This is a genomic window from Streptomyces sp. NPDC003720, from assembly GCF_042875075.1.
In the GTDB taxonomy this organism is placed as follows: domain Bacteria; phylum Actinomycetota; class Actinomycetes; order Streptomycetales; family Streptomycetaceae; genus Streptomyces.
The window spans coordinates 212,344-238,176 of record NZ_JBIANZ010000010.1 but is presented as its reverse complement, the minus strand read 5'-3'; the positions used below and the strand labels follow the sequence as shown (position 1 = coordinate 238,176).

Annotated in this window: 26 protein-coding genes; 7 read left to right on the top strand and 19 right to left on the bottom strand. The window is 74.0% G+C overall.

Annotated elements, in window-relative coordinates; all coding sequences use genetic code 11:
* Positions 1 to 44: 44 nt before the first annotated feature.
* Positions 45 to 488, top strand: coding sequence for a DUF6314 family protein (locus ACFYU0_RS27320; RefSeq protein ID WP_389304820.1), 444 nt, complete (start codon positions 45 to 47; stop codon positions 486 to 488).
* Here ACFYU0_RS27320 and ACFYU0_RS27315 read toward each other — a convergent pair.
* The 3 genes from ACFYU0_RS27315 to ACFYU0_RS27305 all read right to left on the bottom strand — a co-directional run bounded on the left by ACFYU0_RS27315 (position 470) and on the right by ACFYU0_RS27305 (position 3,132).
* Positions 470 to 1,063 (bottom strand): histidine phosphatase family protein, encoded by a 594-nt coding sequence (locus tag ACFYU0_RS27315; protein ID WP_389304735.1) that lies wholly within the window; start codon positions 1,061 to 1,063, stop codon positions 470 to 472. The genes ACFYU0_RS27320 and ACFYU0_RS27315 overlap by 19 nt on opposite strands.
* Before the next feature lie 73 nt (positions 1,064 to 1,136).
* The gene (locus ACFYU0_RS27310) at positions 1,137 to 1,574 is read right to left on the bottom strand and encodes a GNAT family N-acetyltransferase (protein WP_389304734.1); all 438 of its coding nucleotides are present in this window, start codon (positions 1,572 to 1,574) and stop codon (positions 1,137 to 1,139) included.
* A 43-nt stretch (positions 1,575 to 1,617) separates the two neighbouring features.
* Complete coding sequence (locus ACFYU0_RS27305) at positions 1,618 to 3,132, bottom strand: PLP-dependent aminotransferase family protein (RefSeq protein WP_389304733.1); 1,515 nt, start codon at positions 3,130 to 3,132, stop codon at positions 1,618 to 1,620.
* Here ACFYU0_RS27305 and ACFYU0_RS27300 point away from each other — a divergent pair.
* Both ACFYU0_RS27300 and ACFYU0_RS27295 read left to right on the top strand, forming a co-directional pair.
* On the top strand, positions 3,131 to 4,045 hold the full coding sequence (locus ACFYU0_RS27300) for a DMT family transporter (protein WP_389304732.1): 915 nt from the start codon (positions 3,131 to 3,133) through the stop codon (positions 4,043 to 4,045). The genes ACFYU0_RS27305 and ACFYU0_RS27300 overlap by 2 nt on opposite strands.
* Before the next feature lie 18 nt (positions 4,046 to 4,063).
* Entirely contained in the window at positions 4,064 to 4,264 is a 201-nt protein-coding gene (locus tag ACFYU0_RS27295; protein ID WP_351664031.1) for a DUF1918 domain-containing protein, read from the top strand.
* Position 4,265: 1 nt separating this feature from the next.
* Here ACFYU0_RS27295 and ACFYU0_RS27290 read toward each other — a convergent pair whose 3' ends face one another.
* A complete protein-coding gene (locus ACFYU0_RS27290; RefSeq protein ID WP_351664032.1) occupies positions 4,266 to 5,540 on the bottom strand; it encodes a family 10 glycosylhydrolase in 1,275 nt (424 codons plus the stop codon).
* Between the two features lie 179 nt (positions 5,541 to 5,719).
* On the opposite strand from ACFYU0_RS27290, the gene ACFYU0_RS27285 reads away from it, so the two are divergent.
* Complete coding sequence (locus ACFYU0_RS27285) at positions 5,720 to 6,577, top strand: 3-hydroxybutyryl-CoA dehydrogenase (protein WP_351664033.1); 858 nt, start codon at positions 5,720 to 5,722, stop codon at positions 6,575 to 6,577.
* A 194-nt stretch (positions 6,578 to 6,771) separates the two neighbouring features.
* Positions 6,772 to 7,029, top strand: a complete 258-nt coding sequence (locus tag ACFYU0_RS27280) for a hypothetical protein (RefSeq protein ID WP_351664034.1) — start codon at positions 6,772 to 6,774, stop codon at positions 7,027 to 7,029.
* Here ACFYU0_RS27280 and ACFYU0_RS27275 read toward each other — a convergent pair.
* The 9 genes from ACFYU0_RS27275 to infC all read right to left on the bottom strand — a co-directional run bounded on the left by ACFYU0_RS27275 (position 7,026) and on the right by infC (position 16,764).
* Complete coding sequence (locus tag ACFYU0_RS27275) at positions 7,026 to 7,571, bottom strand: NUDIX hydrolase (protein WP_351664035.1); 546 nt, start codon at positions 7,569 to 7,571, stop codon at positions 7,026 to 7,028. The two genes, ACFYU0_RS27280 and ACFYU0_RS27275, sit on opposite strands and share 4 nt — an antisense overlap.
* A gap of 65 nt (positions 7,572 to 7,636) precedes the next feature.
* On the bottom strand, positions 7,637 to 8,977 hold the full coding sequence (locus ACFYU0_RS27270; RefSeq protein WP_351664036.1) for a transcriptional regulator: 1,341 nt from the start codon (positions 8,975 to 8,977) through the stop codon (positions 7,637 to 7,639).
* Positions 8,978 to 9,271: 294 nt separating this feature from the next.
* Entirely contained in the window at positions 9,272 to 11,794 is a 2,523-nt protein-coding gene (gene pheT, locus ACFYU0_RS27265) for a phenylalanine--tRNA ligase subunit beta (RefSeq protein ID WP_351664037.1), read from the bottom strand.
* Complete coding sequence (gene pheS / locus ACFYU0_RS27260; protein WP_351664038.1) at positions 11,794 to 12,915, bottom strand: phenylalanine--tRNA ligase subunit alpha; 1,122 nt, start codon at positions 12,913 to 12,915, stop codon at positions 11,794 to 11,796. Before pheS ends, pheT begins: the two co-directional genes overlap by 1 nt.
* Positions 12,916 to 13,061: 146 nt before the next feature.
* Positions 13,062 to 14,207, bottom strand: coding sequence for an ATP-binding protein (locus tag ACFYU0_RS27255; protein WP_351664039.1), 1,146 nt, complete (start codon positions 14,205 to 14,207; stop codon positions 13,062 to 13,064).
* Between the two features lie 50 nt (positions 14,208 to 14,257).
* Positions 14,258 to 15,118 carry an RNA methyltransferase gene (locus tag ACFYU0_RS27250; RefSeq protein ID WP_351664040.1) on the bottom strand — a complete coding sequence of 287 codons (861 nt, stop codon included), beginning with the start codon at positions 15,116 to 15,118 and terminating at the stop codon, positions 14,258 to 14,260.
* A gap of 204 nt (positions 15,119 to 15,322) precedes the next feature.
* A complete protein-coding gene (gene rplT, locus ACFYU0_RS27245) occupies positions 15,323 to 15,706 on the bottom strand; it encodes a 50S ribosomal protein L20 (RefSeq protein WP_030381833.1) in 384 nt (127 codons plus the stop codon).
* A 100-nt stretch (positions 15,707 to 15,806) separates the two neighbouring features.
* A complete protein-coding gene (gene rpmI, locus ACFYU0_RS27240; RefSeq protein WP_003977225.1) occupies positions 15,807 to 16,001 on the bottom strand; it encodes a 50S ribosomal protein L35 in 195 nt (64 codons plus the stop codon).
* 112 nt (positions 16,002 to 16,113) lie between these two features.
* Positions 16,114 to 16,764: a translation initiation factor IF-3 gene (gene infC / locus ACFYU0_RS27235; protein WP_351664179.1), complete on the bottom strand. Its 651-nt coding sequence runs from the start codon at positions 16,762 to 16,764 to the stop codon at positions 16,114 to 16,116.
* A 363-nt stretch (positions 16,765 to 17,127) separates the two neighbouring features.
* Here infC and ACFYU0_RS27230 point away from each other — a divergent pair, with 363 nt between their 5' ends.
* Positions 17,128 to 17,484 carry a DUF1844 domain-containing protein gene (locus tag ACFYU0_RS27230; RefSeq protein WP_351664041.1) on the top strand — a complete coding sequence of 119 codons (357 nt, stop codon included), beginning with the start codon at positions 17,128 to 17,130 and terminating at the stop codon, positions 17,482 to 17,484.
* Positions 17,485 to 17,515: 31 nt separating this feature from the next.
* Here ACFYU0_RS27230 and ACFYU0_RS27225 read toward each other — a convergent pair whose 3' ends face one another.
* On the bottom strand, positions 17,516 to 18,295 hold the full coding sequence (locus ACFYU0_RS27225) for an SseB family protein (RefSeq protein WP_389304731.1): 780 nt from the start codon (positions 18,293 to 18,295) through the stop codon (positions 17,516 to 17,518).
* Positions 18,296 to 18,434: 139 nt separating this feature from the next.
* Here ACFYU0_RS27225 and ACFYU0_RS27220 point away from each other — a divergent pair, with 139 nt between their 5' ends.
* On the top strand, positions 18,435 to 19,403 hold the full coding sequence (locus ACFYU0_RS27220) for a serine hydrolase (RefSeq protein ID WP_389304730.1): 969 nt from the start codon (positions 18,435 to 18,437) through the stop codon (positions 19,401 to 19,403).
* A 6-nt stretch (positions 19,404 to 19,409) separates the two neighbouring features.
* Here the strand turns inward: ACFYU0_RS27220 and ACFYU0_RS27215 are convergent, their stop codons facing one another.
* Genes ACFYU0_RS27215 through ACFYU0_RS27195 form a run of 5 tightly spaced genes read right to left on the bottom strand, consistent with a single transcriptional unit; the run spans position 19,410 to position 25,831 of the window.
* Positions 19,410 to 20,291, bottom strand: coding sequence for a hypothetical protein (locus ACFYU0_RS27215; protein WP_389304729.1), 882 nt, complete (start codon positions 20,289 to 20,291; stop codon positions 19,410 to 19,412).
* Positions 20,285 to 21,553: a cytochrome P450 gene (locus tag ACFYU0_RS27210; RefSeq protein WP_389304728.1), complete on the bottom strand. Its 1,269-nt coding sequence runs from the start codon at positions 21,551 to 21,553 to the stop codon at positions 20,285 to 20,287. The genes ACFYU0_RS27215 and ACFYU0_RS27210 overlap by 7 nt, the downstream gene beginning before the upstream one ends.
* Positions 21,550 to 21,987: a nuclear transport factor 2 family protein gene (locus ACFYU0_RS27205; RefSeq protein WP_389304727.1), complete on the bottom strand. Its 438-nt coding sequence runs from the start codon at positions 21,985 to 21,987 to the stop codon at positions 21,550 to 21,552. The genes ACFYU0_RS27210 and ACFYU0_RS27205 overlap by 4 nt, the downstream gene beginning before the upstream one ends.
* Entirely contained in the window at positions 21,984 to 23,069 is a 1,086-nt protein-coding gene (locus tag ACFYU0_RS27200; RefSeq protein ID WP_389304726.1) for a ketoacyl-ACP synthase III family protein, read from the bottom strand. The genes ACFYU0_RS27205 and ACFYU0_RS27200 overlap by 4 nt, the downstream gene beginning before the upstream one ends.
* Complete coding sequence (locus ACFYU0_RS27195; protein WP_389304725.1) at positions 23,060 to 25,831, bottom strand: PEP/pyruvate-binding domain-containing protein; 2,772 nt, start codon at positions 25,829 to 25,831, stop codon at positions 23,060 to 23,062. The genes ACFYU0_RS27200 and ACFYU0_RS27195 overlap by 10 nt, the downstream gene beginning before the upstream one ends.
* Positions 25,832 to 25,833 lie beyond the last annotated feature (2 nt).

Here is a 25,833-nt window from a genome sequence, read left to right as displayed (position 1 = left end):
CGTATCCGGTCGCGGCGCCGGCCGCGTACGAGGAGGGGGCGGCGATGAGCGGGTTCCGGCCCGTGCCCGACGTGCTGGCCCATCTGGCCGGACGCTGGCGGGTGGAGCGGAGCGTGCGGGACCTGGCGGGCGGGGACGAGGGGCACTTCACCGGGGTCACCGTCTTCGGCCCGCTCGACGGCGGCGGGCTGCTGCACGAGGAGTCCGGGGAGTTCACCTGGCGGGGCGTGACACGGCCGGCCACGCGGACCCTGCGGTTCCTGCCGGGGCGGCGGCCGGGCACGGCGGACGTGCGGTTCGCGGACGGCCGGCCCTTCCACGAGCTGGACCTGACCTCGGGGCGGTACGTTGCCGGCCATCCCTGCGCGGCTGACTTCTACCGGGGCGAGTTCACCGTGACCGACGACGATCGCTGGCGCACGGTGTGGCTGGTGGGCGGGCCGGCCAAGGACCTGTTGCTCACCACGGACTACGTGCGCGAGGGCTGAGCGAGGACGCCGTCCAGACGGAGGTTCCAGCGGCCGGAGCGGCCCGTCACGGTGGTCACCGACAGCGGCCGGACGTCGATGTTCCAGTACGCGGCGGGCGGCGCCTTCAGGGCGTACACCAGGGCCGCGCGGATCACGGAGGGCTCCGCGACCGCGACGATCCGGCCGCCGTCGTCGGCGGGCCGCGTGTCGAGCCAGCCGCCGACCCGGGAGATGAAGGCGAGCAGCGACTCGCCGCCGTGCGGGGTGGAGCGCGGGTCGGCGAGCCAGGCGTCCACCGCCTCCGGCTCACGGGCCATCGCCTCGCCCAGCGTCAGTCCGCGCCAGCGGCCCATGTCGCAGTCGCGCAGGGCGAGCTGGACCAGCGGCGCGTAGCCGAGGGCGTCGCCGGTGGCACGGCTGCGCGGGGTCGGTGAGCAGTAGCGCAGTTCGGCCGCCGACAGCGGCAGCAGGTCCCCGGCGGCGCGCTGCACCTCGTCCCAGCCGGCCTGGTCCAGCGGCCGGTCGTCCTCGAAGCGCTCCGCGAGCAGCGGGGAACTGCGCGCGGCGGCGACGAACGTCACCCGAAGTGGCATGCGGTGATGGTGGGCCTCGGGGGTACGGAGGTCAAGAGGCGCCGTCCGGCTGTTACCGACGGTAAGATCACGCTCACTCGAAGGTGTGCACCATCCACCGCTCAGGGCGGTCGACCGTCCGGAAGCCGAGCCTGGCGTAGACCTCCTGCGCGTCCTCGGTGGCCAGCAGGACGCGGCGCAGCCCGTAGGGCCGCAGGTACTCGCGGATCCGGCCGACGAACGCCGTGCCCACCCCCTTGCCACGCACGGCGGGGTCGACGTACACGTCGGCGAGCCAGGCGAACAGCGCCCGGTCGGTCACCACGCGCGCGTACGCCACCTGCTCCCCCGAGGCCGCGTCGTACACCCCGAAGTTGACCGACTCCGCCATCGCGCGCTCGTGCTTCTCGCGGGGCCGGCCGATCGCCCAGTAGGCGTCGGACGACAGCCAGCCGTGCACGCGGTCCACGTCCACACGGCCGGTGTCGGCGGAGAACTCGAAGCCTTCGGGGAGTTCGGGTGCGTCGCTCATGCCGGCATCCTCACAGTCCGCCGAGGCGGGCGTCGACTCCGTTTCACCGGCCGGACGGCGCGTCGCGGGCCTCGGCGGGCCGGTCAGCGCCTCCGCCGCGGAACACCTCGTCGCAGGCGGCCCGGAGCCGGCGCACCCCCTCCGTGATCTCCCCCGTGCCCGCGACCGCCGCGAAGGTCAGGCGGAGGTGGCCGCCGGGGGGTTCGGCGCTGAAGTAGGGGCGGCCGGGGGCGACGGCCACGCCCGCGCGCAGGGCGGCGGCGGTGAGAGCGGACTCCGCCCCGGGGCCCGGGCCGCCGGCGGCCGCCGTGCCGTCGGGGAGGCGGACCCAGAGGTGATAGCCGCCGGACGGGATGTGGGGCAGGGCGAGTTCGGGCAGACGGCGGGCGAGCTCGGCGGTCATGGCGTCGCGGCGGGCCTTCAGCTCGGCCGACAGGGTCCGCAGATGGCGGGGCCAGGCCGGGGAGCCGACGAGTTCCAGGGCGGCCTCCTGCAGCGGCCGGGGCACGAAGAAGCTGTCCACCACCTGGATGGCGCGCAGGCGTTCCAGCACCGACCCCCGGGCGGCCAGCGCGCTCACCCGGAAGCTGGGCGAGGTCGCCTTGGTCAGCGAGCCGACGTGGACGACGACGCCGTCGGGGTCGTCGGCGGCCAGCGGACGGGGCAGCGGTCCGGCGTCCGCGTGCACCAGGCGGCGCACGAAGTCGTCCTCGACCACGAACGCGCCCGCCGCCCGGGCGATGCCCAGCACCTCGGCGCGGCGGCCCGGGGCGAGGACGGCGCCGGTGGGGTTCTGGAAGAGCGGCTGGCAGACGAAGACCCGGGCGCCGGTGGCCCGGAAGGCGTCGGCGAGCAGGCCCGGGCGGACCCCGTCGGGGTCGACCGGCACCGGGACCGGGCGCAGTCCGGCGGCGCGGGCCAGGGCGAGCATGCCCGGGTAGGTCGGGGACTCGACGAGCACCGGGGCGCCGGGCGGGGCGAGCGCCCGCAGGGCGGTGGCGAGCGCGGACTGGCCGCCGGCGGCGACGAGCACCTCGGCGGCGGTGACGGCGCCGCCGATGCCGCGCGCGAACCACTCCCGCAGCTCCGGCAGCCCCTCGAGCGGCGGCCTGCCCCAGGCGCCCGGGCGCCGCCCGGCCCGGGCCAGGGCGGCGGCCATCGCCCGCTCGGGCTGCAGGGAGGGGTGCGGATAGCCGCCGTTGAACTCCAGGACGCCCGGCGGCGGCGCGGCGAGCGAGACGGTGACGCCGGAGGCGTCCACGGTGCGCGGGACCAGCTCGGCGCCGTCGGCGCTGAGCGCGACCTCCTGCCAGGAGGTGTCCCCGGCGGGCGCGGCCGCGGCGCGCGGCGGTCCGGCCCGGAACGCGCCGGCGCCGGGCCGGGTCACCACCAGGCCCTCGGCGGCGAGCTGCGCGAGGGCCCGGGAGACGGTCACCGGGCTCACCCGGAACCGCTCGACCAGGGCCCGACTGGACGGCAGCTTCCCACCGTACGAGTAGCGGTCCAGCTCGCGGCGCAACCGTTCCGCCAGTTCAGCCACACTGCTACTCTGATCCATGAGAGCACAGAGTAGCGCTACTGCCGCCACCCCGATAGCAGTCACCGCCCCCGCCGCCGAGCGCCGGGCCTTCGGCACCGCGCAGGCCGCGCTCGGCGTCCTCGCCTTCTCCCTCACCTTCCCGGCCACCGCCTGGGGCCTTGAGGGCTTCGGGCCGTGGTCGCTGGTGGCCGTGCGCAGCGTGCTCGCGGCGGTCGTGGCCGGCGGCTGCCTGCTGGTCCTGCGCGTACCGCTGCCCGAGCGCCGGCACCTGGCGGGTCTCGCGGTCGTCGCCGCCGGGGTGGTGTTCGGCTTCCCGCTGCTGACCACGCTGGCCCTGCAGACCTCCACCACCGCGCACGCCGCCGTGGTCGTCGGCCTGCTGCCGCTGACCACCGCCGTCTGCTCGGCACTGCGCACGGGCCACCGCCCGGCACGGCGGTTCTGGGCCGCGGCGCTCGCGGGCGCGGCGGCCGTGGTCGCCTTCACCGTCGGCCAGAGCGGCGGCGCGCTCACGCTCGCCGACGGCTATCTGTTCGGGGCGCTGCTGGTGTGCGCGGCCGGGTACACCGAGGGCGGCAGGCTGGCCCGGGTGATGCCCGGCTGGCAGGTCATCGGCTGGGCGCTGGTGCTGTGCCTGCCGCTCAGCGTCCCGGCCACCGCGCTGGCCCTGTCGTACGAGCCGGTGCGGCTGACCGCGCACGGGGTGGCGGGTCTGCTGTGGGTGGCGCTGGGCTCGCAGTTCCTCGGGCTGGTGGTCTGGTACCGGGGCATGGCGGCCATCGGCATCCCGAAGGCCAGCCAGTTGCAGTTGGCCCAGCCGCTGCTCACACTGGTGTGGTCGGCGCTGCTGCTGGGCGAGAACCTCACGGCGGCCGCTCCCCTGACCGCCGTCGCCGTGCTCGTGTGCATCGCCGTCACCCAGCGGTCGTGACGTGAGGAGGGCCTGCCGATGCATGCATCCGTGGGAGACCAGCTTGTCCAGCACGGCCGGGTTGTCGGCCAGCACGACCACGTGTCGGTAGTCGTCGAGGTGATGGGCTCGGAGGGCAGCCCGCCCTACCGCGTCCGCTTCCCGGACGGACACGAGGCCGTGATGTCCCCCGGCCCGGACTGCCAGATCAAGCACAAGGAGAAGGAACAGCAGATCTGATTCAGCGCGGGGTTCTCGCCGGCTGCCGGTAGTGGTCGGCGACCACCCGTGCCATCGCGCCGATCGGGTCCGCCGCCACCTCCTTGGCCGCGAAGAAGACGTGCCCGCGCACCTGCGGGTAGCGGGCGGCGAGCGTGAGGTGCCGGGACAGCTCGACGGGGTCCTGCCACTGCGAGGGCTGCCCCGCCGCCCCCGCTTTGTAGAGCGCCTCCCCGACGTACAGCCGGGTGCCGGTGCCGCGGGCCACCTCCGCCCACCAGTCCACCAGGGTCGCGTAGTCGGCGGCGGCGAAGCCGATGTTCCAGTAGAGCTGCGGGACGATGTAGTCGATCCAGTGGTTCCGCACCCAGGCGCGGGTGTCCGCGTGCAGGTCGTCGTACGTCTGCACGCCCGCCCGGGTGTCCGAGCCGAGCGGGTCGGTCGTGGCGTTGCGCCACACCCCGAAGGGGCTGATCCCGAACCGGGTGCCGGGCCGCACCCGCCGGATGCCGGCCGCCGTCTCCCGCACCAGCCGGTCGATGTTGTCCCGGCGCCAGTCCGCCCGGGCGGCGAAGTCGCCGCCGTACCGGTCGTAGGAGGCGTCGTCGTCGAAAGTCTGGCCGGCGACCGGGTAGGGATAGAAGTAGTCGTCGAAGTGGACGGCGTCGACCGGGTACCTGGCCACCGCGTCCAGCATGGCCCGCTGCACGAAGGCGCGGACCTCGGGCAGGCCCGGGTCGTAGTAGAGCTTGCCGCCGTACGGCACCACCCAGTCCGGGTGCAGCCGGGCCGGGTGCGACGCGGCCAGCCGGCCGAGGTCGGTGTGGTTGGCGACACGGTACGGGTTGAACCAGGCGTGCAGTTCCAGGCCGCGGGCGTGGGCCTCGCGCACGGCGGTGCCCAGCGGGTCCCAGCCGGGGTCCTGGCCCTGGGTGCCGGTGAGGTACTGGGCCCACGGCTCGTACGGCGAGGGCCACAGGGCGTCCGCCGTCGGGCGGACCTGGAGGATCACCGTGTTGAGCCGGTCCCGGACCGCCCGGTCCAGATGGGCGATCAGCTCCGCGCGCTGCTCGGCGGCGGTGAGGCCCGGCTTCGAGGGCCAGTCGCGGTTCGCCACCGTGGCGATCCACACGCCCCGCATCTCGGCGGCCGCGCCGTGTCCGCCCGCCGCGCCGCGCCCGGCGTCCGCGCCCGGCCGACCGGGCGCCGCCGACGCGCCCTGGGCCCCGGCCGTCTGGGCCGCCGCAAGCGTCGTCAGCGCCGCCGCGGCGAACGCCCGGCGTGAGATCCGCCCCATGTCCCGCACCCCCACACGCTACGGATCCGCGCCTTCACGGATCGTTCCGCGCCCCAGGATGCCCCCACCCGCGCGATCGATCATCGATACTTGACGGTAACGTGCACGATCGGAGCAGGCCGCCGACCCGGAGTCCTGCCACACCCGGACAAAGCCGGAGAACCAGCGAAGGGGACGATGTGACCGACATCGAGCGCGTCGGAGTCGTGGGCTGCGGCCAGATGGGCGCGGGCATCGCCGAGGTGTGCGCCCGCGCGGGACTGGACGTGAAGGTCGCCGAGACCACCGGCGAGGCCCTGGAGATCGGCCGTACCCGGCTGCTCAACTCTCTGGCCAAGGCCGCCGAGCGCGGCAAGATCTCCGAGGAGGAGCGGGACGCCACGCAGGCGCGGCTGAGCTTCACCACGGACCTCGGCGAGTTCGCCGACCGCGACCTGGTGATCGAGGCCGTGGTGGAGAACGAGCAGGTGAAGACCGAGATCTTCCAGGTGCTCGACCAGGTGGTGACCCGCCCGGACGCGATCCTCGCCTCCAACACCTCCTCCATCCCGCTGGTGAAGCTGGCGGTGTCCACCTCGCGGCCCGACCACGTCGTCGGCGTCCACTTCTTCAACCCGGCCCCGGTGCAGAAGCTGGTGGAGCTGATCCCGGCGCTCACCACCTCCGAGGGCACCCTCAGCCGGGCCCAGGCCTTCGCCGAGAAGCTGCTCGGCAAGCACGCGATCCGCGCCCAGGACCGCTCGGGCTTCGTGGTCAACGCGCTGCTGGTGCCCTACCTGCTGTCCGCGATCCGGATGTTCGAGTCCGGCATCGCCAGCCGCGAGGACATCGACAACGGCATGGAGATGGGCTGCGCCCACCCGATGGGCCCGCTGAAGCTGTCGGACCTGATCGGCCTGGACACCATCGTCTCCATCGCCAACTCCATGTACGCCGAGTACAAGGAGCCGCTGTACGCCGCTCCCCCGCTGCTCCAGCGCATGGTCGAGGCGGGCCGGCTCGGCCGGAAGACGGGATCGGGCTTCTACAGCTACTGATTACCCTCCGCGACGCACGTGGGCCCGGCACCGGTCATCGGTGCCGGGCCCGTCTGTTTCACACGCCGTGTGCGCGCCGGGCCCGCATATGCCCTTCGCACACGCTCCCCACGCGCTCACCAGCCGAGTTGACTCTGCATGCGCATGCAAGAGGTGCGGAACCACCTCGTCCGACTACGGAAAGGAGTGGACCCGTGAGCGCCGAACCGGAGCATCCCGTGGTCCATGGTGAACTCGCAGAGTTACGGCGCCGCCTCGACGTGGCGTACGCCCGCGTCGAGGGAGGCCTGGCCCTGCTCAGCCATCGCGCCGAGGAGACCGCCAAGGAGGTGGACGACCTGCACACGCGCATGACCTCGCTGGAGCACGCGCGCTGGCCCCTGCCGTCGCTGGCCGTCCTCACCGCCCTCGGGGCGCTCGTCGTGACGGTCTGGCAGGCGCTGGCCCGTTAGCCGGCCCGGTCGTCGGCGAGCCTCATGTGGTGCAGCAGGAGTAACGCGGCCGCCATGTTGGCGGCCGGGACCTCCCCCCGGGCGATGAGGTCGGGGACGACCTTGAGCGGGACCCACTCCCGGCGGTCCGACTCGAAGTCGTCGACGGGGTGTCCGACGTACTCGCCTCGGTCGGACCAGTAGATGTGGTGCCGGGCGTCGGTGAGGCCGTTGGACGGCTCCACGCTCATCAGGTGGTGCAGCGGTCCCGGCCGCCAGCCGGTCTCCTCCTCCAGTTCCCTGGCGGCCGCGCTCGCGATGTCCTCGCCGTCCTCCACCACCCCGGCGGCCAGTTCCCAGCCCCAGCTGTCGGTGATGAAGCGGTGCCGCCACAGCAGCAGGACCTCGTTGGCCTCGTTGACGACCGTGGCGACGGCGACCGGCCGCAGCCGGATCAGGAAGTGGTCGAGATGCCGGCCGTCCGGCAGCTCCACATCTGCGAGGTTGACGCTGAACCAGCGGTTCTCATACACAGTTTGTTCGTTCTGTTTCGTCCACTGCACGGTTCTGCCACCTTCCACCGAGTAAGGGGCAATATCGCAGCAGGGGCTGTGCAACTGCAGTGCGCCTACAGCGGTACGCGCAGTGCTCCGTCGATGAGTTCGGCTGCCTCGGCGGTCCCGGCCGAGCCGCAGCGAGCCAGGTGCTCGCGCACCGCGCGGAGTCTGTCGCGCAGTCGCTGGGACTCCATTCCGCGCGCCTGCTCGGCCATCTGCACCGCCGTGGCCACCGCCTTGTCGGCGTTGCCCTGGCGCAGCTCGATGGTGCTGAGCATGGCGAGCCGGTGCACCCGGCCGCGGTCGTGCGCGGGGTTGTCCACCGCGGCCGCCGCGTGCTCCCGGGCGGCGGCCAGTTCACCGAGGCTCAACAGCGCCTCGGCCACCTGGACGTTGACCAGGCCGGGCTGCACGTAACCGGTCTCGTCGGGCTCGTACCCGCGCCGGATGCGGTCGGCGGCCGTCTCGGCCCGGCGGATGCAGGACAGGGCGCTGCCGGAGTCGCCGAGGTGGGCGTAGGCCTTGGCCTGCATCGCGTACAGGTCGGAGGCGAGCGCCGGGGTGATGTGCTTGCCGGCAGCGCGCAGGGCGGCCTCGGCGAACGCCACCGCCTGCCGGTACTCCCGCATGAACAGCGCCTGGTTGACCAGCAGCGCGATCACGTAGGCGCCGAGTCCGCGGTCCCCGCTGGCCTTCGCGAGGCGCAGCGCCTGGTGGAAGTAGCGCTGGGCCAGGCCGTGCGCGTCGGAGTCGTAGGCGCAGATGCCGGCGATCGCCACCAACCCGCCGGTGGCCCGGTGCAGTTGGCGTCCGGTGGCGTCCGTGTAGCCGCCGCGCAGCAGCGGGGCCGCCTCGGCGTTGAGGAAGCCGACGATCCGCGCCCGGGTCGCGACGCCGCCCGCCTTCCGGTACATCTGCTCGTAGTGGGTGCGGGCCGCGCGCAGCAGTTCGAGGTCGGCCGCGGTGACCCGGTGGCGGCCGCCCCGCGAGACGTCCACGTCCTCGGGCGGGTTCTCCCACTCCCACACCGGCATGACGGCGGGGGTGCCGGTGACGGCGGGCGCGCCGAGCACGTGCGGGCGCTGCTGTTCGTCCGAGCGCCACAGCGCGGTGGCCCGCTCCACGAAGCCGGACAGCGAGCCGGTGTGCGGGGTGCTGGGCTCGCCGGGCACGCCCAGGCCGATGTCGTCCAGGGTGACCGGCCGGTGCAGCCGGCCGGCGAGCACCTCGCAGATCAGGTCGGGCACCTGGCCGCGCGGCCGCTGGCCCTTCAACCACCGTGCCACGGCGGTGTGTTCGTAACGCAGCGCGAGGCCCCGTCCACGGCCGGCCTGGTTCACATGGGCGGCGAGACCGGCGTGCGAGATCCCCGCCTCGTCCAGGATCGCGTCGAGCAGAGTGTTGGGCTGCATGGGTGCCCCCCGAATGGCCTGTGTCCGTCAGCGTAGTGGTCCGGACTTCACACGGGGTGTGAACCGAGTGCGCGCACCCGGGCTGTGCGCGCACTGTCGCGGAGCGTGGTGCTGCCGGTTGACTGGACGTCCGGCCAAGCCGCCGGCTCCCCCTCAAAAAGCGGTGGCTTGGCCGGGTCGCCCTCCGGCGGTTCGGGGCGGTGGGCGAAGCGAACGGACCGGCCCCCCGAGGGGGCCGGTCCGTTGCCCGCCGGCCGGCGGACGAACCGGGTCGGCGGGCCGAGTCGAGGCGGATCAGCCGCGCAGCACGGCTCCGGTCCGCTCGCCCGCGAGGGCGACCGCCGCGTCGCGGGCCGCGGACGCCTCGTCCACGGTCAGCGTCCGGTCACCCGCGCGGAAACGCAGCGCGTAGGCCAGGGACTTGCGGCCCTCGCCGAGCTGGTCCTCGTTCTCGTACACGTCGAACAGCCGGATGGACTCGAGCAGTTCGCCCGCGCCCTCGCGCAGCGCGGCCTCCACCTCGGCGGCGGGGACCGGCCTGTCGACCACGAGGGCGACGTCCTGCGTGGCCACCGGGAACGTGGAGATGCTCGGCGCCTGCGGGACGCCGTCGCCGACCGCCTCCAGGGCGTCCAGGTCCAGCTCCATGGCGCAGGTGCGCTCGGGCAGGCCGAGCGCCTTGAGGACCCGCGGGTGCAGTTCGCCCGCGTGGCCCACGACCCGCTCCGTGCCGTCGGCGACGACGGCCAGCTCGGCGCAGCGGCCCGGGTGCCAGGGGCCGTACTGCCCCTTGCGCACGATCAGGTCCGCACCGGCCTCCCGGGCGACGGCGCGGCCGGCCTCGATCGCGTCGGCCCAGTCGGCCGGGCGGCCCTTGCCCCACCAGCCGGCCTGCTCGCGGGCGCCCGCGAGCACCACGGCGACGTGCCGGGGCTGCTCGGGCAGCGCGCCGTCGAGCGACGCGATCTCCTCGTCCGTCGGGCGGCGGTCCACGGACAGGTGCACGCCGGCGTGCTGCTCCTCGCGCGGCTGGAACACCAGCCCCGTCTCGAACAGGGCCAGGTCGTGCGAGCCGCGGCCGTCGTTGCGCCGCAGGGCGCCCAGCAGGCCGGGCAGGAGCGTCGTACGGAGCGCGGGCTCCTCGTCGTTGAGCGGGTTGGCCAGCTTCACCACGCGGCGGGCCGGGTCACCGGAGTCCAGGCCGAGCTGGTCGAAGACCTGCTCACCGACGAACGGGTAGTTCGGCGCCTCGACGTAGCCGGCGCCGGCCAGCGCGCGGCCGACCCGGCGGTGCAGCCGCTGGCGGTGGGTCAGGCCGCGGCCCGAGGGCGGCTTCGGCAGCGTGGAGGGCAGGTTCTCGTAGCCCTCGAGGCGGATGACCTCCTCGGCCAGGTCGTTGGCCTCGGTGAGGTCGGGCCGCCAGGACGGGACCGTGACGACCAGCTCGTCCTGGCCCTCGACGGCGCAGCCGATCTCCTGCAGCCGGCGCACCACGGTCTCGCGGCCGTAGTCCACGCCCGCGACCCGGTCCGGGTGGCCGGCGGGCATCGTGACGGTCCGCGGGGCGGTGGGCGCGACGACCTCGGTGACGCCGGCCTCGGCCGTGCCGCCCGCGAGCAGCACCAGCAGGTCCACGGTGCGCTGCGCGGCGGCCGCGGCGGCCTGCGGGTCGACGCCCCGCTCGAAGCGGCGGGAGGCCTCGGAGGACAGCTTGTGGCGGCGGGCCGTACGGGCGATCGAGACGGCGTCGAAGTGGGCGGCCTCGATGACCACGTCGGTCGAGGCGTTCACCCCGTTCTCGGTGTCCTCGTGGTCGGCGATCTCCGTGTTGGCGCCGCCCATGACGCCGGCCAGGCCGATCGGGCCGCGCTCGTCGGTGATGACCAGGTCCTCGGAGTGAAGCGTGCGCTCGACGCCGTCGAGGGTGACGAGCTTCTCGCCCTCCTCGGCCCGGCGCACGCCGATCGTGCCCTGGACCAGGCTGCGGTCGTAGGCGTGCAGCGGCTGGCCCAGCTCCATCATCACGTAGTTCGTGACGTCGACGGCGAGCGAGATCGGGCGCATGCCGACCTTCTGCAGCCGGCGCCGCAGCCAGATCGGGGAGCGCGCCTCCGGGCTCAGGCCGGTGACGGTGCGGGCGGTGAAGCGGTCGCAGCCGACCGGCTCCGCGACCTGCACCGGGTAGCCGAAGGCGTTCGGGGCGGGCACGTCGAGCAGGGCCGGGTCGCTGAGCGGCAGGCCGTAGGCGATGGCGGTCTCGCGGGCGACGCCGCGGATGGACAGGCAGTCGCCGCGGTTGGCGGTGACGGCGATGTCCAGCACCTCGTCGACGAGCTGGAGCAGCTCGATGGCGTCCTTGCCGACCTCGGTCTCCGGCGGCAGCACGATGATGCCGTGGGTGCCGTCGTCGCCCATGCCCAGCTCGTCGCTGGAGCAGATCATGCCGTGGGACGTCTTGCCGTACGTCTTGCGGGCGGCGATGGAGAAGCCGCCGGGCAGCGTCGCGCCGGGCAGGACCACGACGACCTTGTCGCCGACGGCGAAGTTCCGGGCGCCGCAGACGATCTCCTGGGGCTCGCCGGTGCCGTTGGCGGTGCCGACGTCGACGGTGCAGAAGCGGATCGGCTTCTTGAAGCCCTCCAGCTCCTCGATGGTCAGCACCTGGCCGACGACGAGCGGCCCCTTGAGGTCGGCGCCGAGCTGCTCGACGGTCTCCACCTCGAGGCCGGCCGAAATGAGCTTGGCCTGGACGTCACGGCCGGTTTCGGTCGCCGGCAGGTCGACGTACTCCCGCAGCCAAGAAAGCGGGACCCGCATCAGATCTCCATCCCGAACGGCCGGGTGAACCGGACGTCACCCTCGACCATGTCTCGCATGTCTTCGACGTTGTGGCGGAACATCAGCATCCGCTCGATGCCGAACCCGAAGGCGAACCCGCTGTACTTCTCCGGGTCGACGCCGCAGGCGGCCAGCACCTTGGGGTTGACCATGCCGCAGCCGCCGAGCTCGATCCAGCCCTCGCTGGAACAGGTGCGGCAGGGCCGGTCGGGGTTGCCCACGGACTCGCCGCGGCAGACGTAGCACACCATGTCCATCTCGGCGGACGGCTCGGTGAACGGGAAGAAGTTCGGACGCAGCCGGGTCTTCATGCCCTCGCCGAACAGCGACTGGACCATGTGGTCCAGGGTGCCCTTGAGGTCGGCCATGGTCAGGCCCTCGTCGACGGCGAGCAGCTCGACCTGGTGGAAAACCGGGGTGTGGGTGGCGTCCAGCTCGTCGGTGCGGTACACGCGGCCGGGGCAGATCACGTAGACCGGCAGCTCACGGCTGAGCAGCGAGCGGATCTGCACGGGCGAGGTGTGGGTGCGCAGCACGACACCGGAGTCGGCGGTGCCGTCCGGGCCGGTCACGAAGAACGTGTCCGCCTCGCCGCGGGCCGGGTGGTCCGGGCCGATGTTGAGGGCGTCGAAGTTGAACCACTCGGCCTCGACCTCGGGGCCCTCGGCGACCTCGTAGCCCATGGCGACGAAGACGTCCTCGATGCGCTCCGAGAGCGTGGTCAGCGGGTGCCGGGCGCCCGCCGGGACGCGGTCGTAGGGCAGCGTGACGTCGACGTCCTCCTCGACGAGCACGCGGGCGTCCCGCTCGGCCTCGAGCTCGGCCTGGCGGGCGGCGAGCGCCTTGTTCACGGCGCCGCGGGCCATGCCGACGCGCTTGCCGGCGTCGGCCTTGGCGTGCGGGGGCAGGGCGCCGATCTCGCGGTTGGCGAGGGCCAGCGGGGAGGCGGGGCCGGTGTGGGCGACCTTGGCCTCGTGGAGCGCGTCGAGGGAGTCCGCGGCGGCGAAGGCGGCGAGCGCCTCGTCCCGCATGCGCTCGATCTCTTCCGGTTTCAACGCCTCGACCTCGACAGGGTCGTACGACTTATTCGGTGCCGACATCTCTTCCCGTGCTTCCGATTGGCTGGCGGACGGTCCCCGTCACCGGCTTCGAGCCGGCTGTGGCTCTCTGCGGGCCGTGTGCAGGACACAAAGGTGCCAAAGGCCGATTCTAACGGGGTGGGGCTGGACGAATGGCCCGTGGGCCGCTAGGCGAGATACGCCGGCGTGCACACGGGCAGCGTAAATCGGAACTCGGCGCCGCCGCCGGGGGCGCGGCCGACCGTGATGGTGCCCCCGTGGGCCTCGACGATGCCCTTGACGATGTACAGCCCGAGGCCCGTGCCGCCGCGCTTGCTGCCCCGCCAGAAGCGGGTGAAGACGCGGTTCATGGACTCCTCCGGGATGCCGGGCCCCTCGTCGCTCACGGTGACCGACGTGGCCGTTTCCTCGCCCTCGCGCGGGGACGGCGCGGACGTGATGTCAATGGTGACGGTTCCCTCGCCGTGCCGCACCGCATTTTCCAGCAGGTTGCTCAGCACCTGGTCGACCTTGTCGGGGTCGGCCCACAGGGCGGGCAGCGGCTGCTCGACGCGGAGCAGGAAGCGGTCGGCCCGCTGGCCGGCGGCGACGTAGGCCTGGATGTGCCGCCCGACGGCGGCGCCGATGTCGACGGGCTGCCGGCGCACCTCGAGCCGCCCGCTGTCGATCCGGGAGATGTCCAGCAGCTCGGCGATGAGGCGGGTGACGCGGTCGGCGTCGGCGTCGACGGTCTCCAGCATCAGCCGCTTCTGGTCGTCGGTGAAGCGTTCCCACTTGGCGAGGAGCGTGGCGGTGAAGCCCTTCACGGAGGTGAGCGGGGAGCGCAGCTCATGGGCGACCGTCGCTATCAGCTCGGCGTGGCTGCGCTCGGTGCGGTGCCGGGCCTCGGTGTCCCGCAGGGAGACGACCACTGCGCGCACCGGTCCGAGGGGTTCGTCGCGCACGTACCGCGCGGAGACCAGCACCTCCCGTCCGCCGGGCAGCAGCAGGTTGCGCTCGGGCTGCCGGACCCGGATGGCGAGGCCCCCGTAGGGGTCGGTGAGCTGCCACCAGCGCCGCCCCTCCAGGTCCTCCAGGGGCAACGCCTTCTCCAGACGGCGGCCGAGCGCGTCCTCGGCGCGCAGCGCGGTGATGCGCTCGGCGGCGGCGTTGAAACAGGTCACGCGGCCGTTCTCGTCCGCGGTCACCAGGCCGTCGGGCAGCTCGTCGGGGTCGATGCCGGGGCCGGTTCCGGCGCGGCCGGCGTGCCGGGGCGCGGAGCCGCGGCGCACGTCGCGCCCGTCCGGCGCGGTGCCGCTGCCGACCACCCTCATCCGCGTACCCCACCTCTCAGCCGGCGCAGGGCCCCGAACTGGCCACCCTACTAGCTCTGGGTGACGGAGCGGCACCCCGCGGAGGCGCGCTGGGCGCGCGCCGACGCGTAGAGACATACGGCGGCGGCGGTGGCGAGGTTCAGGCTCTCGGCCTTCCCGTGGATGGGGACGCGGACGACGGCGTCGGCCAGCGCGCGGGTCTCCTCCGGGAGCCCCCAGGCCTCGTTGCCGAACACCCAGGCAGTGGGGCCGCCCATGGTGCCCTTGTCCAGTTCCTCGTCCAGGTCGCGGTCGCCCGCTCCGTCGGCGGCGAGGATGCGCACCCCGGCGTCCTTCAGTCCCCCGACGGCCCGCTCGACGGGCACGCCGACGGCGACGGGCAGGTGGAACAGGGAGCCGACGGAGGCGCGGACGGCCTTGGGGTTGTACAGGTCGACGGAGGCGTCGGTGAGGACAACGGCCTCGGCGCCGGCGGCGTCGGCGCAGCGCAGCACGGTGCCGGCGTTGCCCGGGTCGCGCACGTGGGCGAGCACGGCGACCAGCCGGGGCCGGGCGGCCAGGACGTCCTCGAAGGGGGTGTCCAGGAAGCGGCAGACGCCGACCAGGCCCTGCGGGGTGACGGTGGTGGAGATGTCGGCGATGACGTCCTCGGAGGCGAGGTGCACCCGGGCGCCGGCCTCGCGCGCCGCCCCGACGATGTCGGCGTACCGCTCCGCGGCCTCGACGGTGGCGAACAGCTCGACGAGCGTGGGCGTCCCGTCCACCCGGTGCCCGGCGGCCTCCCGCACGGCCTGCGGCCCCTCCGCGAGGAACAGCCGGTCCTTCCCCCGGAAGTTCCGCTTGCCGAGCCGCCGGGCGGCGGCGACACGAGCGGACCGGGGCGAGATCAGCTCGGGGCTGACGGGGGGCATCTTCTTCTTCACCTTCAGGAGAACCTCGACGCACGGTTCCATCCACCGCGCCGGCAGGGAACAGCGCCCCCCAAGGGGCGCGGGGAACTGCGCGACCAGCCACGACGGGCCCGCAGTCGAACGAATCGCTCCGCCGGGCAACAGCAGGACCCGCAGGCCGTCACGGCCTGCGGGTCCATGAGCCGGCCTAGAGCCAGCGCGGCGTCACGCGGCCTTCGGCGCGTTGACGTCGCTCGGCAGAGCCTTCTGGGCGACCTCGACCAGCGCGGCGAACGCGTTGGCGTCGTTGACGGCCAGCTCGGCGAGGATCTTGCGGTCCACCTCGACGTTGGCGGCCTTCAGACCCTGGATGAAGCGGTTGTAGGTCATGCCGTTGGCGCGGGCAGCGGCGTTGATGCGCTGGATCCACAGCTGACGGAAGTCGCCCTTGCGCTTCTTGCGGTCGTTGTAGTTGTAGACCAGCGAGTGGGTGACCTGCTCCTTGGCCTTGCGGTACAGGCGCGAACGCTGACCGCGGTAGCCGGAGGCCTGCTCGAGGATCGCCCGGCGCTTCTTGTGGGCGTTGACTGCCCGCTTGACGCGTGCCACTTCTTAACTCCTTGTAGCGGGGCCGCGGGGGGTGCTCACGCGGCCCGGAAACGAATGGGTCCCGGTCCAGACGTACGGCGTCGCTGGGCGACGCCGTACGTCACTTGCCGAGAAGCTTCTTGATCTTCGCGGCGTCGCCCGGGGCCATCTCGGCGTTGCCGGTGAGGCGACGCGTCACACGGGACGACTTGTGCTCGAGCAGGTGGCGCTTGCCGGCGCGCTCACGGAGCACCTTGCCGGAGCCGGTGATCTTGAAGCGCTTGCTGGCACCGCTGTGCGACTTGTTCTTCGGCATAGCGCCGTTCTCTCCTCGTCGGTGGCGCTCCGGTGCCCGGTCGTGAAAACCGGGCACGGTGGAGCGTCGCTCTTGTTTCGGTTACATCCTCGGGGACTCGCGTCCCCCGGGATCACGCCTCGGCAGGTTCCTCGGACGGCGCCTCGGCCTCGAGACCGGCCTCGGCGGCGTTCTGCGACTTGCCGGGGTTGGCCTTCGCGTCGGCCTTGCGGGCTTCCTGCGCCTGGCGAGCCTCGGCCATCGCCTCGGTCTTCTTCTTGTGCGGACCGAGGACCATGATCATGTTTCGGCCGTCCTGCTTCGGGTTCGACTCCACGAAACCGAGGTCCTGGACGTCTTCCGCGAGACGCTGCAGCAGTCGGTAGCCCAGCTCGGGGCGGGACTGCTCGCGGCCACGGAACATGATCGTGATCTTGACCTTGTCGCCCTGCTTGAGGAACCGGACGACGTGACCCTTCTTGGTGTCATAGTCGTGCGGGTCGATCTTCGGCCGGAGCTTCATCTCCTTGATGACCGTGTGCGCCTGGTTCTTGCGCGCCTCACGGGCCTTCATGGCCGACTCGTACTTGAACTTCCCGTAGTCCATGAGCTTGCACACGGGCGGACGGGCGTTCGCCGCGACCTCGACCAGGTCCAGGTCGTACTCCTGCGCAAGCTCCAGTGCCTTGGCCAGCGGGACGATGCCCACCTGCTCGCCACTGGGACCGACGAGTCGCACCTCGGGAACGCGAATCCGGTCGTTGATGCGGGGCTCGGCGCTGATGGATCCTCCTCGGTAGCACCACGCGACCGCCTGGCGGACAGCCGCGTATGTCTGTTTCGACAGACCTAACCGCTCCGAGGCACAAAAAATGCCCCGGCCGATCACAGGCGGGGCTCCATGGCTACCGGAGCACCGCCGCGGGGACCGCGGGGCGCGATTTCGGACGGCTCCATCGTCCGTACGGAACGATGGGGGCCGTCTGACCGGGTGACCCGCCGTCCCGGAGGGCGGTCGGGTGGGAAGTCGGAGCCTCCACTTGTGGGCCGGGCACAGCGTGTCCGGCCGGTCGACATCAAGGTTAGCAGGATCGCTTGACAAGGGCTAATTGAGGAGGCGTGCCGGGGAACGCCTATCGTGTGGGGCATGAGTGACACCCCTCCTGAGTCCCCCGACTTCGACGCGATGACCCGGGACATCGCCGAGGTCCCCGCCGTCGAGGTGATCGTGACGGTCGCCGTCAACCTGATGAGCGCCGCCGCCGTGAAGCTCGGGCTGAGCGAGGAGGGCGAGAAGTACAAGGACCTGGACGAGGCCCGGAAGCTGATCGGCGCGCTCGCCGGCCTGCTGGACGCGAGCGCCACCGAGGTCAGCTCCTTCCACGCCGCCCCGCTGCGGGACGGCCTGAAGTCGCTGCAGCTCGCGTTCCGCGAGGCCTCGATCGTGCCGGACGAGCCGGGCCAGGGCCCCGGCGAGAAGTACACCGGCCCGGTCTACGGCTGACCCCGGCCCGTCCGGTACGCGGTCCGCGTACTCAATCCCGTACGAACAAGGGCTCGCCCGGAGGCGTGGTCCCGGCCGGCAGCAGTGCCAGGTCGAGGCCGCGCACCAGGCGGGCCCTCAGCGTCTCGTCGGCGGCCAGCCGCGCGGCGACCGCGCGGGCGGCCTCGGCGGGCGGAGCGGCCGGGTCGAGGACGAGGACCAGGGTGCCGTCGGCCTGACCGGGACCGAGGTGGGCGCGCAGGACCGCCGGCTCGGCGGCCACCGCCCCGCGCACGGCGCCGAGGACGGCCGGGTCGGTGAGCGGGTCGGTGCTGGTGCGGCCCTCGGCCAGGGCCAGCAGCGCCGGGCCGGTCAGTTCGAACGGCACCGGTCCGGCCAGGTCGAGCACGACCGTGTCCGCCTTCTCGTGCGCGGCGGCCTCGAGCGCCTGGTGCAGGGGCACGGCGACGGGCCGGGCCGCCGGGTCCCAGCGGGCCAGGGACTCGGTGGAGGTGAAGGCGGGCAGCGCGGTGCGGTCGCCCGCCTTCAGCGTCGGCACCGCCATGTCGCTGGTCTTCTCGCGGCGCAGGCCGCCCTCCCGTCTCCCGCCACCACCCTTCCGAGGAGCTTCGCGCCCCTCTTGACTGTCCTCCTCGACCTCCCCGAGCACGGCGACCACGGGCACCAGCAGCCGGGCGCCCTTCAGCGCCGCGAGGACCGGGCCCACGGCCGTACGGTCTCCCGCCCAGGCGGCGAGCGCGGCGCTCAGCCGGGGGTCGGCGGAACCGTCGTCGTCGGAGTAGCCGGAGTCGGGAATGTTCTTCTTCGCCACGGTCCCGACCCTATCGGCAGGCAGGCTGCGTGCCCGTCCCGGCCCGGGAGCCGGATCCACAGGGGATCCGTTGGTTCGCTGACGTGGTTCTCAGGTGCGTCCGACGGAGCGCACAGCGGCCGCCCCGAGCATCGCGGGCATGAAGTCCTCCCCGTCCGGCCGCCGTGGCCGCCGTTCTCGCCGCCCGCTGCTGTTCGCCGTCCTGGCCGTGGTGGCGACGGGCGGGATGACGGCGGGCGGCACGGTCTGCGTGACGACCCGGGCGCACTCCGGTGCCAGGACCGGGCCGTCGGCCCCTTCGCCGCCGGCCTCGGCCTCGGCCGCGGCGGGTGAGGAGGCGGCGGAGAGCACGGCACAGCCGGTGACGGTGGACCGGGAGGCGCTGCTGGCGCGGGCCATGGCGTCGGTGACGGTGCCGCCGGGGGCCCGGGTGTCGGCGGCGGTGCTGGCGACGGGCTCCGGGCAGAGCGCCGCGTACGGGACGGACGCCTTCGACACGGCGAGCATCGTCAAGGTGGACGTCCTGGCCGCGCTGCTGCTCCAGGCGCAGGACGCCGGCCGGGAGCTCACCGCGTCGGAGCGGGCGTACGCCACGAAGATGATCGAGAACAGCGACAACACGTCCGCGACCGCGCTGTGGCGCGCGATCGGCCGGGCCGGGGGGCTGGACGCCGCGAACGAGCGGTTCGGGCTCACGCACACCTCGGGCGGTGACGGCGACCTGTGGGGGCTGACCCGGACCACCGCGGCCGATCAGCTCGTGCTGCTGCGGCAGGTCTTCGGAGAGGACTCGGAGCTGAGCGCCGCCTCGCGCGCGTTCGTGCGGAAGCTGATGGGCTCCGTGCAGGCCGACCAGCAGTGGGGGGTGTCGGCCGCCGGTTCCTCGTGGGCGCTGAAGAACGGGTGGCTGGCGCGCAGCACGACCGGGCTGTGGGACGTGAACAGCGTCGGGCGGGTGACGGCGGACGGTGCCGGGTACCTGGTGGCGGTGCTGTCGCGCGGGGCCGCCACGCAGGCCGAGGGGATCGCGCTGGTGGAGGCGGCCGCCGAGGCGGCGGTGTCGGCCTTCGCGGCCGCCTCCCCGGGGACCGCGTCCGCCGGGTCGTGAGCCGGGTCAGCCGTACGCCAGGCTCAGCGCCAGGTAGCAGGCGAAGGTGGACAGGACGTAGTAGGCGGCGGAGGCGGCCGGCCAGCGCGGGGCGCGCGCCCGGAAGAAGCGCCAGCCGGCCCGGGCGGGCAGCAGCAGCGGCAGCAGGGCCAGCGGCGCCAGCAGGGCCTCCGGGCGGGCCTGCGTGACCAGCAGCAGCACCGACAGCACCGGGGCGGCGAGCGCCACGGCGACCGTGCCGCCGAGGCCGAGGGTGCTGACGTAGCTGCGCTCGCCCGGCCTGAGCCGGCGGGTGATCTTCTTGGCGAACTCCAGGTGGACGGTGACCAGCACGGTGATCACGATGGCCAGCACTCCCCCGCGGCCGGCGCCCTGCCCGGTGTCGCCGAGGTAGCGGGTGTACAGGTAGACGTGCAGCAGCAGTTGGGCGGGGAAGCTGATCAGGAGGCTGAGCAGCAGCCGGTCGCCCGGGGGCCAGGCCAGCGCCCGGTCCACGGCCAGCACCAGGGCGCAGTAGAGGAGTTGCCCGGCGAGCACCGCGAGGGCGGCCGGGCGGCCCGCGTTCAGGGCGAGGACCACGGCCGCGCCCGCGGCGCACAGCACGAGCAGGTCGCGCTCGCGCACGGCGCCGGAGACCAGCGGCCGCCGGGGGTTGAACGCGCGGTCGTAGGCGAGGTCCCGGATGTCGTCCACGGCGCGCATCAGCAGCAGCGTGACGGTGAGTGTGAGCGCCGCGGTGAGGGTGCCGAGGCCGGGCCGCCAGGCGGGGTGCGCGGGCTGGACGACCGCGAACAGGCCGGAGACGCCGTAGGCCCACAGGAACGCGAACGCCGCGGACGGCAGCGGCGGGTAGCTGCCCGCCACGAAGCGGGCCCAGCGGCTCAGCACGGCCGTGTCCGATCCGAGGGGCGGACGCGCACGGGCAGTTCCCACACGCCGCGCATGAACATCCGGTCGCGCCAGCTCAGTTCGGCCGGGTCGACGGCGAGTTCCAGTCCGTCGAGCCGTTCGAGCACGGCGGTGAGTCCCTCCTGGAGCTCCACGCGCGCGTGGGCCGCGCCGAGGCACAGGTGGCGGCCGTGTCCGAAGCCGATGTGCGGGTTCGGCGAGCGGTCGGCGCGGAAGACGTCCGGGTCGGGGAAGACGTCCGGGTCGCGGTTGGCCGCGTCGGTGAGCGGGACGACCACCTGGCCGGCGGACAGCACGCGGCCGGCCAGGCGCACCTCCTCGGTGGTGACGTGCGGCTGGCCGCCGGTGCCGGCGAACCAGACCCAGCGCACCAGTTCCTCCACGGCGGCCGGGACCGCCGAGGGGTCGCGGCGCAGCCGGTCGGCGAGGCCGGGCGTGGTGAGGACGTGCAGCACGCACATGGCGAGGTGGGAGGCGGTGGTCTCGCCGCCCGCCATCATCAGGCCGAAGCCGAAGACGGCGATCTCCTCGTCGCTGAGCCTGGTGTCCGGCGGCGCGGTCAGGAGCTGGGTGAGCAGGTCGTCGCCGGGCCGGCCGGCCTCGACGGCCGCGCGGCGCTCGGCGAGCTGCCCGAAGAAGTAGTCGTACATGACGGAGTGGGCCCGGGCGCCCTCCTCCGGAGTGAAGCGCCCGGCCGACATCATGACGGTGACCTCGGGCAGCAGCCGGTCCAGGTCGGCCACCGGCACGCCGAGCATCTCGCAGATCACCCGGTACGGGAACGGGGTGGTGAACTCGGCGATCAGGTCGACGGGGCCGTCGGCGGCGCGCAGCCGGTCCAGGAGCCCGGCGGCGATCTCGGCGATGCGGGGGCGGTCCTCCTCGGCCCTGCGGTGGGTGAAGCGGGCCTGGACCCGGCTGCGGCGCCGGGTGTGGGTGGGCGCGTCGCTGGTGACCAGGGCGAGGGCGCTGGACCTGCGGGCGAACAGGGTGCCGCCGGCCCAGGCCTCGCGGCTGAAGCGGTCGTCGGACAGGACGGTCCTGACGTCCTCGTGGCGGGTCACGAGCAGCGCGTCCCGGCCGTTGCCGAGCCGTACCGGCACCAGCGGTTCCTCGCGGAACCGGGCGAGCCGGCCGGGGTCGAGGCAGATGCCGGGCAGGTCGGGGAAGGGGTAGGCGGGAGGCCGCGGGTCCGGTCCCGCCCCGGTGACGGGGCACCGCAGGGTGGGCGCACCGGTCATCGCAGCCACCCCTCGGCGGGTTCGAGCTCCTGGTCCGGGGCGCCGTGCCAGTACTCGTGGAGGGAGGCGCAGCGGCCGTCGGCGGCGAAGCGGAGCACCAGGCAGCCGGCCGCGTTGCGGGGTGCGCCGGTGGCGGGGTCGTACAGGACGCACCACCACTCCACCGCGGCCCGGCCGCCGGAGACGACGGGCTCGCCGAACCACATACGGGCGTCCCGCTGCCGGGACAGGGTGTTCCGCCAGTGCGCGGCGACGGCCTCGCGGCCGGTGTGCGGGGCGCCGTAGGGGCCCTGGTGGTAGACGGCGTCGTCGGTGAAGAGGGCGGCGACGGCGTCCGCGTCGCGGGCCCGCCAGCCCTCCTTCAGGGCGTCGATCCACCGTTCCACGGCGGTCGTGGCCCCGGGCGCCGGGGCGGCGGTCTGCGGCTGGGTCATGTCCGTTCCTTGTACGGGGAGGGCGTCCCGGTGGCCCAGGACGGGGTGGCGGTGATCTCGACGACGGCGGCGAACAGGGAGACGCCGAAGCTGTTGTTGAGCATCAGCACCCGGTCGCCGGGGCCGACTTCGCGGGTCTCCACGAGGTGGTGGAGGGCGGCGAAGTGGTCGCTGGTGGTCATGTGGCCGAGGGCGCGTCCGAAGTCGAGGACGCCGCGGGCCGGGTCGATGCCGAGGGGTTCGAGGACGGCGCGGATGTACTCGGGGCCGCCGGACAGGACGTGGGTGACGCGGGTGATGTCGCCGGGGGTGAGCCCGGCGTCCTGGATGGCGCGCAGTCCGGTCTCGGTGCGGGCCGCGTCCACGGCCTTGCGGGCCAGGGTGGCGGCGCCGGGGTCGCTGCGGGCGTAGTCGATCATCCGGGCGACCAGGTCGATGCGGCCGGTGCGGGTGCGCCGGGGCGGGAAGAGAGGGCCGCGCGGCCGGTTCATCTCCTCCAGCTCGGGCAGCGAGCCGGAGACGAGGGACAGGACGCGGGCGAAGCCGCCGCGGGTCGACAGCACCACGGCGGTGGCCGCGTCGCCGAGGACGGAGGGGCGTTTCATCCGGGCGCCGCTCTGGTAGCGCCAGCGGTCGACGCGTTCGGTGCCGAAGTTCTCGGCGGCGGTCACCAGCGCGGCCGTGCGGGACGGGTCCGCGCTCAGGTGGCCGTGGGCCAGTTCCATGGCGCCGAGAGCCGCGTTGCAGCCCTGCCGCACCTCCATCGCCGGGACCCGGGTGCCGACCGCGTGCCGGAGCACGTACTGGTGCGGGGTCCACAGTTCGGGTCCCTGTTCGTGCAGCGAGGCGTGCAGCACGAGCGCGATGTCGGCGGCCGGGTGCGCGGAGCGTTCCAGCGCGGTGCGGGCGGCCACCACCGCCATCTCCGGCGGCGAGACGTTCCCGGCGACGGCGGCGCCGGTCCAGCCGCCGGCCCGCCACTCGGCCTCGGCGTACCGGCCCTCGGCGACCGCCTGTTCGGCCGGGTAGGGCTCGGGCAGGTGGCAGCCGAGGCCGTCGATGAACAGGTTCGTCACGCGCACGGTCCGTCCTCCCCCGGCTCGGTGCCGTCGCCGGGCAGCAGGCGTACGGTGCCGGCGGCGCCGTCGATCTCGATCCAGGCGCCGTCCTCGATGGCCGTCATGGCCTCGCGGACCGCGACGACCGTGGGGACGCCGAGCAGCCGGCCGCTGATGGCGGTGTGCGAGACGAGGCTGCCGCGCTCGACGACGATGCCCTTGGCGGCCATCATCAGGGCGAGCCAGCCGGGGTCGGTCTCCTTGGCGACGAGTATCCGGCCCACGCACGCCTCGGGCGGCACAGCGGTGTCCCGGACGACGAGGGCGCGGCCGCGTGCCGTGCCGCTGCTGGAGGCGATGCCGCGCAGCACGCCGTCCGCGTCGGGTCCGCCGGCCGCGGCGGTGTCCCGGCGGGAGGCCAGCGCGACCGGCACGGGCAGGCCGCCGGGGACGGTGAAGTAGGCGGGCGGGTCGGCGGCGGCCGCGCTCTCGGCGAACCGGGCGGCGCGCCGGCGCACCAGCGCGCGCAGGTCGGTGTCGGGCAGGGTGCCGTCGAAGGCGCCGAGCACCTCCTCGGTCTGGAGGTGGACGACGTCCTCGGCCCGGTCCAGCAGTCCCGCCTCGACGAGCCGCCGGGCGAGCCCGCGCATGACCTCGCGGGAGACGCCGTAGAGCTGGCTGCGGCAGAACCGCGTGTCCTCGCGGGCCTTGACGCTGAACCGCAGGGAGGCCAGCACGGCGCCGAGCGCGGCCCGCTTGAGCGGAGCGGGGCAGGCCTCGCGCAGGGCGTCCCGGGCGGCGTCGCGGGCGGCGGCCTCGTCGGCCTCGTTGGCGGCGACGGTCAGGCCCTGGCCGATGTAGGGGCGCAGCGCGGTGACGATCTGCCAGGGTTCCTGGCGCGGGGTGAGGACCTCCAGTTTCAGGTCGTGCAGCGCGCGGTCGCCGTAGGTCCGCAGGTGCCGGGCGAAGGCGTCGGCGGTACCGCTGCCGTACTTCCCGCCGGTGATCTCCCGCCAGACCTCGGGCGCGGGGCGTTCCAGGACGGCGGCGCGCAGGGCCGGGTCGGCGGCGGCGCGTTCGGCGAGGGCGAGCGCCGAACGGACCGAGGCGAGCGTCCGGTTGGGGCGGCCGCCGCCCATCAGCCGGGGCAGCAGCGCGCGGCCGTCCGGCACCCAGCGCTCCAGCAGGGCGTCGGCGCAGGTCAGGGAGACCAGGGCGAAGTAGCTGGCGACCATGGTGACGCCCCAGCGGTGCTCGGCCTCGGTCCACATGGTGCGGTAGCGGGCGACGAGTTCGTCGGCGGTGCAGTCCTCGAAGGAGGGCCAGCGCGCCATCAGGTCGTCCCACCAGCGGAGGAACTCGCGCAGCCGGCGCGGCTGGGCGGCGTAGGCGCGGGCGAGGCGGGGCGCCGCGCGCAGCACCTGCTTCCAGGCGCGGCGGCGGGCCGCCCGGTCCGGGGCCGTGTCCTGGTCGCGTTCGGTGAGGCCGAGGGAGCGCTGCCACATGGGGCGGATGAGGTCGAAGCCGGGGATCTGGCCGTGCAGCGCGAACCAGGCGTCGAGCCGGTAGTAGACCCGCCCGTCGAGGTGCCCGATCATCCGGCTGAGGTGGTGCTGGTTGCGGCGCAGGGAGTCCTCGGGCACGCCGAGCCGCCGGTAGAAGTCGGCGAAGCCGGTCCGGTAGAAGACGCGGGCCTGGGAGTAGGTCAGCGTGGAGGTGACGCCGGGGAAGGACTCGGTGAGGTTGTGGTTGGTCCACGGCACCGGCGGCGCGCTCTCCCCGTGCGGGGTCGCGGCCCGCACCACGGGCCGGGCCTGGACGAGGTGGATCCGGCCGTCGGCGGTGAGGGCGCCCTCGACGTCCTGGGGGCCGCCGAAGAGTTCCTCGGCGCGGGCGGCCAGTTCGCCGATGGCGCGCACCTCGTCGTCGGACAGCACGGGCGGTCCGCCGAGCGCGTCCGGGACGGGCAGCGGCACCGGGCCGGCGTCCGGCCGGGCCGGGTCGAGGCCCACCATCACGGACTTCAGGGCGAGTTCGGCGCGTACGGCGCCGGTGGCTCGGTCCACGAAGAAGTGGTCGATGTCGGCCTTCTCCTGCACGATGCCCTCGCCGATGCCGTGCGCCGCGGCCACCACCGCCTGGTCGGCGCCGCCGCGCGGATCGCTGGTGAACATCACGAAGGACCGCACGCCGGGCACCATCCGCTGGACGCCGACCGCGACCCGGACGGCGGTGGCGTCGACGCCGCGCCGCACGCGGTAGAGCACGGCCTCGGGGTTGTAGGCGGAGGCCCAGCAGTCGGCGACGCGGTCCAGGAGGGCGTCCCGGCGGACGTACAGATAGCTGTCGGAGAGGCCGGCGAACGGGTCGTCGGCGCCGTCCTCGCCGCTGCCGTCCGCCTCGGCGGCGACGCAGCCGCGCACGGCCACCAGCCCTTCGGGGCCGGCGAGTTCGTCGAAGCCGGCGAGCACCTGCCGGGCCAGGGCGGGCGGCAGCGGGGTGGCGCGGACCTCGTCGCGGGCCGCGCGCGCCCAGTCGGTCAGCTCCGCCGTGCTCGCCCCGGCGCCGGGGAAACCGGCGGGGACCGGCACGCAGGCGGCGTACGCCTCGGCGGTCAGCGCGAAGAATTCGGGGACGGGCAGTCCGGCGTCGCGCATCTCGTGCTGCCGGGAGAACTTGTGGCCCACCAGGGCCGGGTCGGCGAGGGCGGCGTCGTGGGCGCCGGCGAGCAGCGGGCCGCGTCCGGTGGCCGGGCCGGTACGGGCGAGCGGGGTGGTGGAGGCCATCG

Coding starts and splice junctions, on each gene's coding strand:
- ACFYU0_RS27320 (WP_389304820.1), top strand. CDS start 45: ATGAGCGGGTTCCGGCCCGTGCCCGACGTGCTGGCCCATCTGGCCGGA.
- ACFYU0_RS27315 (WP_389304735.1), bottom strand. CDS start 1,063: ATGCCACTTCGGGTGACGTTCGTCGCCGCCGCGCGCAGTTCCCCGCTG.
- ACFYU0_RS27310 (WP_389304734.1), bottom strand. CDS start 1,574: ATGAGCGACGCACCCGAACTCCCCGAAGGCTTCGAGTTCTCCGCCGAC.
- ACFYU0_RS27300 (WP_389304732.1), top strand. CDS start 3,131: ATGAGAGCACAGAGTAGCGCTACTGCCGCCACCCCGATAGCAGTCACC.
- ACFYU0_RS27305 (WP_389304733.1), bottom strand. CDS start 3,132: ATGGATCAGAGTAGCAGTGTGGCTGAACTGGCGGAACGGTTGCGCCGC.
- ACFYU0_RS27295 (WP_351664031.1), top strand. CDS start 4,064: ATGCATGCATCCGTGGGAGACCAGCTTGTCCAGCACGGCCGGGTTGTC.
- ACFYU0_RS27290 (WP_351664032.1), bottom strand. CDS start 5,540: ATGGGGCGGATCTCACGCCGGGCGTTCGCCGCGGCGGCGCTGACGACG.
- ACFYU0_RS27270 (WP_351664036.1), bottom strand. CDS start 8,977: ATGCAGCCCAACACTCTGCTCGACGCGATCCTGGACGAGGCGGGGATC.
- pheT (WP_351664037.1), bottom strand. CDS start 11,794: ATGCGGGTCCCGCTTTCTTGGCTGCGGGAGTACGTCGACCTGCCGGCG.
- pheS (WP_351664038.1), bottom strand. CDS start 12,915: ATGTCGGCACCGAATAAGTCGTACGACCCTGTCGAGGTCGAGGCGTTG.
- ACFYU0_RS27255 (WP_351664039.1), bottom strand. CDS start 14,207: ATGAGGGTGGTCGGCAGCGGCACCGCGCCGGACGGGCGCGACGTGCGC.
- ACFYU0_RS27250 (WP_351664040.1), bottom strand. CDS start 15,118: ATGCCCCCCGTCAGCCCCGAGCTGATCTCGCCCCGGTCCGCTCGTGTC.
- rpmI (WP_003977225.1), bottom strand. CDS start 16,001: ATGCCGAAGAACAAGTCGCACAGCGGTGCCAGCAAGCGCTTCAAGATC.
- ACFYU0_RS27230 (WP_351664041.1), top strand. CDS start 17,128: ATGAGTGACACCCCTCCTGAGTCCCCCGACTTCGACGCGATGACCCGG.
- ACFYU0_RS27220 (WP_389304730.1), top strand. CDS start 18,435: ATGAAGTCCTCCCCGTCCGGCCGCCGTGGCCGCCGTTCTCGCCGCCCG.
- ACFYU0_RS27210 (WP_389304728.1), bottom strand. CDS start 21,553: ATGACCGGTGCGCCCACCCTGCGGTGCCCCGTCACCGGGGCGGGACCG.
- ACFYU0_RS27205 (WP_389304727.1), bottom strand. CDS start 21,987: ATGACCCAGCCGCAGACCGCCGCCCCGGCGCCCGGGGCCACGACCGCC.
- ACFYU0_RS27195 (WP_389304725.1), bottom strand. CDS start 25,831: ATGGCCTCCACCACCCCGCTCGCCCGTACCGGCCCGGCCACCGGACGC.